Source organism: Vannielia litorea (genome assembly GCF_900142295.1).
Taxonomy (GTDB): Bacteria; Pseudomonadota; Alphaproteobacteria; order Rhodobacterales; family Rhodobacteraceae; genus Vannielia; species Vannielia litorea.
Genome location: NZ_FSRL01000001.1, coordinates 1,843,910 through 1,854,835, shown reverse-complemented (window position 1 = coordinate 1,854,835; position 10,926 = coordinate 1,843,910). Strand labels below are relative to the sequence as shown.

General features: G+C 67.4%; 9 protein-coding genes and 1 tRNA gene. 7 read left to right on the top strand and 3 right to left on the bottom strand.

From position 1 onward, the window contains the following. Positions 1–187: 187 nt before the first annotated feature. Both BUR94_RS09225 and BUR94_RS09220 read left to right on the top strand, forming a co-directional pair. A tRNA-Ser gene (locus BUR94_RS09225) sits at positions 188–277 on the top strand. A gap of 101 nt (positions 278–378) precedes the next feature. Beyond that, on the top strand, positions 379–1,107 hold the full coding sequence (locus BUR94_RS09220; RefSeq protein WP_074255964.1) for an SdiA-regulated/phytase-like domain-containing protein: 729 nt from the start codon (positions 379–381) through the stop codon (positions 1,105–1,107). An 11-nt stretch (positions 1,108–1,118) separates the two neighbouring features. Here the strand turns inward: BUR94_RS09220 and BUR94_RS09215 are convergent, their stop codons facing one another. Further along, complete coding sequence (locus BUR94_RS09215; protein WP_074255963.1) at positions 1,119–3,176, bottom strand: ATP-binding protein; 2,058 nt, start codon at positions 3,174–3,176, stop codon at positions 1,119–1,121. A 202-nt stretch (positions 3,177–3,378) separates the two neighbouring features. Beyond that, positions 3,379–4,395: a Gfo/Idh/MocA family protein gene (locus tag BUR94_RS09210; protein WP_074255962.1), complete on the bottom strand. Its 1,017-nt coding sequence runs from the start codon at positions 4,393–4,395 to the stop codon at positions 3,379–3,381. Between the two features lie 103 nt (positions 4,396–4,498). Between BUR94_RS09210 and BUR94_RS09205 the strand changes: the two genes are divergently transcribed. The 5 genes from BUR94_RS09205 (at position 4,499) to BUR94_RS09185 (ending at position 9,593) form a co-directional block, all read left to right on the top strand. Next, entirely contained in the window at positions 4,499–5,521 is a 1,023-nt protein-coding gene (locus BUR94_RS09205; RefSeq protein WP_074255961.1) for an SIS domain-containing protein, read from the top strand. A gap of 84 nt (positions 5,522–5,605) precedes the next feature. Beyond that, positions 5,606–7,582: a heme lyase CcmF/NrfE family subunit gene (locus tag BUR94_RS09200; RefSeq protein WP_074255960.1), complete on the top strand. Its 1,977-nt coding sequence runs from the start codon at positions 5,606–5,608 to the stop codon at positions 7,580–7,582. Then, on the top strand, positions 7,579–8,076 hold the full coding sequence (locus BUR94_RS09195; RefSeq protein WP_074255959.1) for a cytochrome c-type biogenesis protein: 498 nt from the start codon (positions 7,579–7,581) through the stop codon (positions 8,074–8,076). The genes BUR94_RS09200 and BUR94_RS09195 overlap by 4 nt, the downstream gene beginning before the upstream one ends. Before the next feature lie 70 nt (positions 8,077–8,146). Next, on the top strand, positions 8,147–8,923 hold the full coding sequence (locus BUR94_RS09190) for an enoyl-CoA hydratase-related protein (protein ID WP_074255958.1): 777 nt from the start codon (positions 8,147–8,149) through the stop codon (positions 8,921–8,923). 115 nt (positions 8,924–9,038) lie between these two features. Further along, positions 9,039–9,593, top strand: a complete 555-nt coding sequence (locus BUR94_RS09185; protein ID WP_245794412.1) for a GFA family protein — start codon at positions 9,039–9,041, stop codon at positions 9,591–9,593. Between the two features lie 14 nt (positions 9,594–9,607). On the opposite strand, the gene gltA is transcribed toward BUR94_RS09185, so the two are convergent. After that, positions 9,608–10,903, bottom strand: a complete 1,296-nt coding sequence (gltA, locus tag BUR94_RS09180; protein WP_074255957.1) for a citrate synthase — start codon at positions 10,901–10,903, stop codon at positions 9,608–9,610. Positions 10,904–10,926: the final 23 nt, after the last annotated feature.

Sequence of the window (10,926 nt, the reverse complement as noted above, 5' to 3'; positions counted from 1 at the left end):
CCACGGCGGGGACGGCCGCTCGTTTGAAATCGCGGTCCGAAGCCACCGGGTGGCGGAGCATGACATGGGCAAAGCCGCGTGCCGAAGGGGCCTGCGGGATCTGCTTGCGGCGCGGGGTGCGATAGCCTGGGGTTCCGGTGTTTCCGGGGTTGATCCCGGTTGCGGGTTTGGCTATGAGGCGCGGACCGGAGAGGTGGCCGAGTGGTCGAAGGCGCACGCCTGGAAAGTGTGTAGGCGGGGAACCGTCTCCAGGGTTCGAATCCCTGTCTCTCCGCCACAATCCCCAAGCCATACCCCAAAGCGTGACTTGACCGCCGCGCGGGACCGCCCGCAGGGTGGGGCATGTTGCGTCTTTGTCCCCTTCTGCTTGGCCTGAGCATGGCCGCCCCCGCCGGGGCGGAGCTGGTGCACCGCGAGACCCTGGCGGGGCTGCGCGGTGTGTCGCTGGCCTATGATGCAGAGGTGTGCGGGGTCTGGGTGGCGACCGAGGGGCGCGAGGTGATCCTGATCGGCGCGACCGGGCGGGAGATCATGCGGTTCGACAGCGGAATGGGCTCGGTGCGGAGCCTGACGGTGGAGCCCGAGGGGCTGCTCCTGGCCGATGGCTGGGGCGGGTTCAGGCGGGTGGACCGGGACGGCCGCGCCCGCGCGCAGGATTTCAGCCTCTCGGCCACGCTGGTGGATACCGAGGGGCTGCACCGCGATGCGGACGGCAGCTTTCTGGTGGTGGAGGATGACCCTTCGCGGCTGTTGCGCATCGGCCCGGATGGCGCGGTTCTGATGGAGCTCTGGGGGGACAGCCTTGACCCGCCGATGGTGGAACTGCAGGGGGTGGAGCGCGATCCCTTCTCCGGCAACATCCTGGTGGTCGATGACAACGAGGGGCGCAATGCGCTCTTCGAGCTTGCGCCGGATGGCCGCGTGCTGACCGTCACGCCGCTCTCGGAATGGGGCTATGACGCGGAGGGCGTGGCGTTGCAGCCCGAGACGGGCACGCTCTTCGTGGGGTTTGACGGAGGGCAGGCGGTGGCGATCTTCGACTGGCGGCCATCGGGCCTGTCCATCGATGAACCGCTGGAGCGCGGGCCGGACTGCGCCCTTTCCTGACCGGCGCCGCGTCAGGCCGACCTGGGAAGCGCGAGTGCCTCGGCAGAGGGCAAACTGAGACGGAAGGTCGAGCCCTGGCCGAGGCGGCTCTGGACGGTCAGCGTGCCGCCGTGCAGGGCAGCCAGCTGCTCGGCGATGGCAAGACCAAGCCCCAGCCCGCCGTTCTTGCGCGACATGGATGTATCGACCTGGTGGAACCGCTGGAAGATGTGGTCGACGTGATCCGGCGCGATGCCGCAGCCGGTATCGGTGACGCTGATCACGGCCTCATCGCCGTGCGACGCGACGGACACGTGCACATGGCCCGCATCGGTGAACTTGATCGCATTGGAAATGAGGTTGTAGAGGATCTGCTTGACCCGGATGCCGTCGGCCATCGCTTCGGTGGGCTGCTCGGCGGAACAGGTGATTTCGAGCCCCTTGGCGGCGGCCTCGGGGTGCAGGTCTTCGATCACGGAGCTTGCGATCTCGCCCAGCTCGGTTGGCGCGAGATCGAGCTCGATCTTGCCACGGGCCATGCGGCTCCAGTCCAGCAGATCCTCGACCAGCCGCAGCATGTGCTTGGCCGAACCGGAGATGCCCGCGCCCTGCTCGGAGACGAAGCGCTGGAAGGTGTGCACGGCGGTGGCGACATCGCTGCTGGCGCCGGCGTTTCCGTCGAGGGCGGCGGCCAGCCCCTTGGCCTGCGGCAGCTGCTCGGAATGCCTGAGGAAGGAGGCGCGGCCGAAAATGACCGTGAGCGGCGTGCGCAGCTCGTGGGAGACGTTGTTGAGAAACTCGGTCTTGGCGCGGTCGGCGGCCTCGGCGGCCTCCTGGGCGCGCTTCTCCGCGGTGACATCGGTGCGGATGCCGATGGTGTAGCCATGCGGGGTCTTGGCTTCGGTCACCTTCAGCCAGCGATCGTTGTCCACGGGTTGCAGGTAGGCTTCCTTCGGATTGCGGAACCGTGCCAGGCGCTCCGCCTTCCACTCCGCTTCGCAGCCGACGGCCTGGGGATAGGCGCCGCGTGCGAGCCCGAAGTCGACCAGCTCCTCGAAGGTGACACCCATGTGCAGGATCCCGGCGAGGCTCTGGTGATAGTCGCGATAGGTCCGGTTCACCATGACCAGGCGCTCCCGCTCGTCGAAGGCGATGAAGCCCTCGTCCATGCAGTCGATCGCCTCGACCAGCAGCGCGTTGGCGTTCTGCTCCTTGATCGTGGTGCGGCGCAGCACGGCCAGCAGGCCCACCAGCATGATGGCAGAGAGCAGGGCGAAGGCCAGCAGGTAGGGACTTTGCGGCGAGTAGGAGGGCCAGCCGCCGCGCGGGATCGCGGTGGCCTCCCAATCGGAGCCCATCATGTTGAAGGCGCGCACCACGGGCTTGCTGGCCGGCAGGGCGCCCGCATCGGAAACGAAGCGACGGGGTTCGCTTGTTGCGTGGACCTCCTGCAGGGTGAAAATGTAGCCGTGGTCTTCGCTTAAGGGGCTCTGCGGGCCGCTGAACATGCCTTCGGCGCTGACGACGATCGAGATCACGCCCCAGAGTTCCTTGTTGCCGTAGGGTGCCGTGGCGCGAAACACCGGGTAGCGCAGAATGAAGCCTGTGCCCCCCTGAACCAGCGGCAGCGGCCCGGCAACGATCGGATGCTGTGCCCGGATGGCGCGCGCGACGCTTTGCATCTGCGTCGGAATCTCCCAGTATTTCAGGCCGATGGTCGAGCGGTTGTCCGCTTGCGGGAAGCTGTGGGTCAGCACGAGGCCGGGTGCGAGGCCCACCGCTATGACGCTGGGGTTGTAGCGTTGCAGGTCTTCCACCACCAAGGCGACTTGGCGTTCGGGGATCTCGCCCTCCGGGCCGAGAAGGCTCTCGATCTTGTTGGCGACCTGAACCGCCCCGAAGAAGCGCAGCTTGATCTGATCGGTTGAATGGGACAGCGCCTGTTCGGCCTCGCGGCGCACCGAGCTGAGGTGGCTGTCACGGTCCAGTCGGATGACCGAGTAGCCGATGCCCATGACGCTGATGACCACGATTGCCGTAAACAAGACGTAGCCCTGGAATGCCACGAATTGCCTGGTCTTCTGCAACATTCACTTGCCCTTTTCACCACTATTGTTCTTGCCGCCGGTGCGGGTCACCAGTCGGATTGGTCAGGGTGTCTGCTTGCTCGATGTCTTACCCCTCAGGTTGTTTTGCCAGAAAACAGGAGGAAAGGGGCAATATTTTTTACTGACGTGGGGGAAACCTTGCCGTGCTGTCAGGCGGGGCTGCGGAGGGCGCCTGGGAGGCGAATCATAGCAGAACCGCTGCGCCGGTTCGGATGCTCTCGTCGGCGGCGAGGCAGATGGCGAGGGATTGCACGGCGTCCTCGACGTGGCGGGACAGGTCGATGTCTTTGGCGATGGCGCGGAGCAGAAAGGCCTGTTCGGCATTGCAGAGGGCCTGATGGTCGGGCTCGTCGGGAAGGTCGATGAGCCTGTCGCCCGAGGGACGGTGCAACAGCAGCCCGCCGACACGGGTGTGGCCCGCGATGTCGTCGCTGTCGGTCCTGGGGGCATCCACGATCGAGACCGACCCCGAGGGGGTGACGATATCCTTCACGAAATAGGCGGTTTCGGAGATCATCGGGCCCCAGCCGGCCTCGTACCAGCCGACGGAGCCATCTTCGAAGGTCACCTGGAACTGGCCGTAGTTGTACATGTCGGGCGCGATCTCGTCGGAAAGCCGTGCCCCGATGCCGTGGACGCGGGTGGGGCGGGCCTCGGTGATCTGGCACATGACATCGACGTAGTGCACGCCGCAGTCGACGATGGGCGACATGGTGCGCATCAGCGCCTTGTGCGCCTCCCAGGCGGCGCCGGTGGATTGCTGGTTGAGGTTGAGGCGAAAGACATAGGGCCCGCCCAGAGCGCGGGCCTCGGCGATGAGCCGCTGCCATGAGGGGTGGTGCCGCAGGATGTAGCCGACGGTCAGCTTGCGGCCGGTGGCGCGCGCCGTCGCGGCGACGCGCCGCGCCTCCTCCACGGTGGCGGCGAGGGGCTTTTCGACGAAGACATGGGCGCCGGCTTCCATGGCGGCAATGGCGAGATCGGCGTGGCTGTCGGCATGGGTGGCAATGACGACGAGATCGGGCTCCAGCGCGAGCCCCTCGTCGACGCTGTGGAGCAAGGGATAGCCGTGCAGGGCCGGCGGCAGGATGGGCGCGGAGCGGTTCACAAGGCCGATGATCTCGGACACCGGGTTGGCGTGATGCGCGAGCGCGTGGCTGCGGCCCATGTTGCCGAGGCCGATGATGAGCGTGCGGGTCATGCGGGTCTCCCTTTGGCGGCAGGGTGGCGCGGCGGGGGCGGAAGGGCAAGCATTGCGGAGCGCGCGCCGCCGGGGCAGGGTGGCGCTGACGGGAGGATGTTCGATGACGGACAAGACCTTGATGCGGCAGGAGATCGAGGAGATCCCGGCGGCGGTCGAGCGCCTGCTGGCCGCAGAGGCGGTGCCCGAGGTGGCGCGGGCGGTCGCGGCGCGGGACCCTGCGTTTTTCGTGACCGTGGCCCGTGGGTCGTCGGACCATGCCTGCACCTTCTTCAAATATGCCGCCGAGCTGGTTCTGGGGCGGGTTGCCGCCTCGGTCGGGCCATCGGTGGCCTCGGTCTACGGGGCACCGCTCAGGCTTGGCGGGGCGGTATCGCTCTCGGTCTCGCAGTCGGGCGGGAGCCCGGACATCGTGGCGATGACGCGGGCGGCAAGGGTCGGGGGCGCGCTGACGGTGGCGCTGACCAACACCCCCGGCTCGCCTCTCGCGGATGCGGCGGAGCATGTGGTGGACATCCGCGCCGGGCCGGAACGGTCGGTGGCGGCGACCAAGAGCTTTGTCACCTCGGCCCTCGCGGCGCTCTGGCTGGTGGCGGAAGTGGCGCAGGACCCTGGCTTGCTGAAAGCGATTCGGGGCCTGCCGGAGGCGCTGTCACGGGCGGTGGAGGCGGACTGGAGGGATGCGGCCGAGGCGATGGACGAGGGCGGCTCGGTCTATGTGCTGGGCCGTGGGCCGGGCTGGGCGATGGCCCAGGAGGCGGCGCTGAAGTTCAAGGAATGCTGCCAGACACATGCCGAGGCCTATTCGTCCGCCGAGGTTCTGCACGGGCCGGTGAGCATTGTCGGCCGTGGCTTTCCGGTGCTGGCGTTTGCCTGCGGGGATGCGGCGGAGCAGGGCGTTGCAGAGATGGCCGACCGGCTGGCGCGGCAGGGGGCGGGCGTGTTCGCCACCACGCCGCTGGCGCAGGCCGCGCGGGTGCTGGAGGTGCCCCGCACCGGCCATGGCCTGACCGACCCGCTGGCGCTGATCGTGGCCTTCTACGCCATGGCGGAGCGCGTGGCGCGGGCGCGGGGGCTCGACCCCGACGCGCCGCCCCACCTGCGCAAGGTGACGGAGACCCTGTGAGGCGGCCGGCGCTGCATCACGTCCCTGCGACGGGTGCGCACAGGGGAATTGGCGGGGCGCTGCGGATGGCTTAGAAGGTGAGCCATGATAGCAGAGCTTGGCCATTTCGCCCTGATCCTCGCCGCCGTGCTTGCGGTGGTGCAAACCGTGGTTCCGATGGTGGGCGCGCAGAAGCGCTGGGCGGGGTGGATGGCCCTGGCCGAGCCCGCGGCGGTGATGCAGTTCCTGCTGGTGGGGCTGTCCTTTGCCGCGCTGACATGGGCTTTCGTCACCTCGGACTTCTCGCTGCGGCTGGTGACCCTCAACTCCCATACGCTGAAGCCGATGATCTACAAGATCAGCGGTGTCTGGGGGAACCACGAAGGCTCGATGCTGCTCTGGGTCCTGATCCTTGCGGGCTTCGGCGCGGCGGCAGCGGTGTTCGGCGGTAACCTGACCGAGACCTTCCGCGCCCGCGTGCTCGCGGTGCAGGCAAGCGTGGGGGTGGCCTTCTATGCCTTCATCCTGTTCACCTCCAACCCCTTTCTGCGGTTGGCACAGCCGCCGCTCGACGGGCAGGACCTGAACCCGCTTCTGCAGGATCCGGGGCTCGCGTTTCACCCGCCGTTCCTCTACCTCGGCTACGTCGGCCTCAGCATGGCCTTTTCCTTTGCCGTGGCGGCCCTGATCGAGGGTCGGGTGGATGCCGCCTGGGCGCGCTGGGTGCGGCCCTGGACGCTGGCGGCCTGGGTGTTTCTGACCATCGGCATCGCGCTGGGCTCCTGGTGGGCCTATTACGAGCTGGGCTGGGGCGGCTTCTGGTTCTGGGACCCGGTGGAGAACGCCTCCTTCATGCCCTGGCTCTTTGCCGCCGCGCTGCTGCACAGCGCGATCGTGGTGGAAAAGCGCGAGGCGCTGAAGGCCTGGACGATCCTGCTGGCGATCACCGCCTTCGGCTTCTCGCTGATCGGCACCTTCATCGTGCGGTCGGGGGTGATCACCTCGGTGCATGCTTTTGCCAACGATCCGGAGCGGGGTGTCTTCATCCTCGCGATCCTGGCGGTCTTCGTCGGCGGAGCCTTCCTGCTCTTTGCCGTGCGCGCGGGGGCGATGGAGGCCAAGGGGCTGTTCTCGACCGTCAGCCGGGAATCGGCGCTGGTGATGAACAACGTGCTTCTGTCGGTGGCCTCGCTGCTGGTGTTCATCGGCACGGTCTGGCCGCTCATCGCCGAGCTGGCGCTGGGCAAGAAGCTGAGCGTCCAGGCGCCGTTCTTCGACACGGCCTTCACGCCCTTCATGGTGGCGCTCGCGGTGATCCTGCCGGTTGGTGCGATGCTGCCGTGGAAGCGGGCGAAGCTCGGGCGGACGGTCAGGGCGGTGGCCCCTGCGATGATGCTGGCGCTGGCGGCGCTGGGGCTCGTGTGGGCCGTGCAGTCCGGGCGCAGCCTTCTGGCGCCGGTGGGCTTTGGCCTTGCGGTCTGGATCGTGGCAGGCGGTGTGCTCGACCTGATGAGCCGCACCGGGCGCGGCCCGCTGGGCGGGCGGCTGGCGCGGTTGACCCGCCTGGCGCGAGCGGACTGGGGCAAGTTCGTTGCCCATTCGGGCCTCGGGGTGACCATCCTCGGGGTCGCTGCGATCACGGCCTGGCAGGTGGAGGATATCCGCGTGGCGCAGGTGGGCGAACCTTTCGACGTGGCAGGCTTCACCATCCGGCTCGATGGCGTGGAGCGGGTGCAGGGGCCCAACTACTTTTCGACCATGGCAGATGTGACGGTGGCGCGGGACGGGCGCGAGATGGCGGTGCTGCGGCCGGAGAAGCGGGTGTATCCGGTTCAGGCGATGCCGACGACAGAGGCCGCAATTCTCAACGGCGTCTGGCGCGACATCTACGTGGTGATCGGCGACGAGCAGGCCGGCGGGGCCTGGGCGCTGCGCACCTACATCAAGCCTTTCGCAAACTGGATCTGGGGCGGCTGCATCCTGATGGCGCTGGGCGGGTTCCTCTCGCTCTCGGATCGGCGGTTCCGGCTGGCGGCGGGAGCGGCGCGGAAGCCGCAGGCGCAGGGCGTGCCGGCGGAATGAGGGCCTGGCATCGCCTCCCGGGTCGGTTGGTGGGGGTCACCCGCTCTGCGGCGGCCGTGATCGTGGTGCTCTGGGCAGGCATGGCGCTGGCGCTGGACCCCTCGGAGATGCTCGACGATCCGGCGCTGGAGGCCCGCGCCCGCGCGCTCGACCACGAATTGCGTTGCGTGAAGTGCCAGGCCGAATCCATCGCCTCATCCAACGCCGACTGGGCCAGGGATGCCCGTGCGGTGGTGCGCGAGATGATCGCGGCGGGGGCGACGGACGAGGAGGTGAGGGCGGAGTTCCTGCGACTTTACGGGGACTTCGTGCTGATGAACCCGCCGAAGCAGGGCTGGAACCTGATCGTCTGGCTTGCCGGGCCCGCGCTCCTGCTGGTGGGGCTGGGTGTGGTCGTGGCCGCGCAACGGCACCGCAATGCGGGCCGGGACGCCGATGCCCTGGCGCCGGACGAGGAAGCCCGGCTGAAGGAGTTGCTCGGCGAGGATGCGTGACGTTCCGTTTGGGCTTTTCTGAACCGGTAAGTTCAGTATCTTGTCCCTGACCAATCCAGGGAGCCCAAGGATGAACTATCAGGCGATCCGCTACTCCGTCCGCGACCATGTGGCGGTGATCACGCTCAACAACCCCAAGAAGATGAACTGCCTCGACACCCAGATGCGGGCCGAATTGCTGCACGCACTCAAGGCGGGTGAGGCAGAGGCGCGCGTGGTGGTGCTGACCGGGGCGGGTTCGGCCTTCTGCTCGGGCCAGGACCTGGGGGAGGGGGCCTCGATCAGCGATGCCGACATGGAGCGCACGCTTATCGACGAATACGAGCCGATGCTGAAGGCGATCTACGAGTGCCGGGTGCCGACGATCTCGGCGGTGAACGGTCATGCGGCGGGTGCGGGCGCCAATCTTGCGCTGGCCGCCGACGTGGTGATCGCCGCGGAGAGCGCGGTGTTTCTGCAGGCCTTCGCCCGGATCGGGCTGATCCCGGATGCGGGCGGCACGTGGTGGCTGCCGCGGCAGGTGGGCTTTCCGCGGGCCATGGGGGCGGCGCTCTTTGCCGAGCCGGTGAGCGCCAGGGATGCCGCGCACTGGGGCATGATCTGGGAGGCGGTGCCGGACGAGGGCTTTGCCGACCACTGGTGGAACCGGGCGCTGCACCTCGCCAACGGTCCGACGCTGGCCTATCGCCAGATCAAGCGGGCGATCCGCGGGGCCTATGAGAACACGCTGGACGAGCAACTGGCGATGGAGGCCAAGTTGCAGGGCAAGTGCGGCAAGAGCCGGGACTTCCAGGAGGGGGTGATCGCCTTTCTCGAGAAGCGCGCGCCAAAGTACGAGGGACGGTAGGCGACAGAAGAGGTGGCCTGCGGCGGCGGGCCATTCACCCAAGGCGCTTATGCGGGGATCGCAGGGGCGTGTCTTTCTCCATGCTGGCCATGAGGCTGCAATGATGGAGAACGAGATGAGCTCTGGTTTGGCTGGGCGCTGCCTCTGCGGCGCCGTGACCTATGACACCGGTGCGGAGCCGCTCTGGGTCACGATCTGCTACTGTACGTTCTGCCAGCGGGCGACCGGATCGGACCGGATGATCGAGCCGGTCTTCGATATTGCGGGCTTCAGGTTCACCGAGGCGCAGCCTTCGGTCTTCGCGCTCCTGTCGGAGGGCAGTGGCAAGGAGGTGTGCGTTCACTTCTGCCAGACCTACGGCACCAAGCTGGCGCTGACCTTCGAACGATGGCCAGACCGGATCGGGATTTACCTGGGCACCCTGGAAGAGCCCTCGGCGCTCGCCATGAGCCCCGAGAAGACCAAGCACATCTCACCTCGGAGGCGCGGCCGGGCACCATCCTGCCGCCCGGTATCGCGACCTACGCGCGGCATGCCGCGGAGGCTGACGGGACGCCCTGGGAGCCGGTCGTCCACCGGGTGGCCACCGTCATTGGCGGATGAGGCGCATGGAGCCGGGGAGGGAGGCGGCCCAAATGCAAAGGGGCCGCGATGCGGCCCCTTGCGGTGAGACAAGTGCCGCGCTCAGCGGTCCTCGACCTCGACGTAATCGCGGAAGGGCGCGCCGGTGTAAAGCTGGCGCGGACGACCGATCTTCATGGTCGGATCGGCAAGTTGCTCTTTCCACTGGCTCACCCAGCCCACGGTGCGCGAGAGCGCGAAGATGGGGGTGAACATAGAGGTCGGGAAGCCCATCGCCTCGAGGATGATGCCGGAGTAGAAATCGACGTTGGGGAAGAGCTTCTTGTCATGGAAGTAGGGATCTTCGAGCGCCTGTTTCTCCAGCTCCTTGGCGGTGGCCAGGATCGGGTTGTTCTCGACGCCGAGAAGGTCGAGCACCTCGTCGGCGGATTGCTTCATCACCGTCGCGCGGGGATCGAAGTTCTTGTAGACGCGGTGGCCGAAGCCCATGAGGCGGAAGGGGTCTTCCTTGTCCTTGGCCCGCGCGATGTACTCGGGGATCCGATCGGGCGTGCCGATTTCCTTCAGCATCTCCAGGCAGGCCTGGTTGGCGCCGCCGTGGGCGGGGCCCCAGAGGCAGGCGATGCCGGCGGCGATGCAGGCGAAGGGGTTGGCGCCCGAGGAGGAGGCCAGCCGCACCGTGGAGGTGGAGGCGTTCTGCTCGTGGTCGGCGTGGAGGGTGAAGATCCGGTCCATCGCGCGGCTCAGGATCGGGTCGACCTTGTACTCGGCCGCCGGCACCGCGAAGCACATGTGCAGGAAGTTCTCTGCATAGGTCAGGTCGTTGCGCGGATAGACGAAGGGCTGGCCGATGGAATACTTGTAGGCCCAGGCGGCGATCGTCGGCATCTTGGCGATCAGCCGGTGCGAGGCGATCTCGCGCTGGTGCGGGTCGGAGATGTCGGTGCTGTCGTGGTAGAAGGCGGCCATGGCGCCGACCACGCCCACCATCACCGCCATCGGGTGCGCGTCACGCCGGAAGCCGCGGAAGAAATACTGCATCTGCTCGTGCAGCATGGTGTGATGGGTGATGGTGAACTCGAAGTTCTCGAGCTGCTCGGCGGTGGGCAGTTCGCCGTAGAGCAGGAGGTAGCAGACCTCCAGGTAATGCGACTTGGCGGCCAGCTGGTCGATCGGATAGCCGCGGTGCAGCAACTCGCCCTTCTCGCCGTCGATGAAGGTGATTGTGCTCTCGCAGGCGGCGGTGGAAGTGAAGCCCGGATCGTAGGTGAAAACGTCACCCTGGCCATAGAGCTTTCGGATGTCGATCACGTCGGGCCCGCAGGTGGGCGAGTGGACCGGCAGCTCGATCGACTTGTTGTCGAAGGTAAGCGTCGCCGTCTTGGAGCTGTCTGCCATGAAAGTCCCTTTCAGTGGTCGCG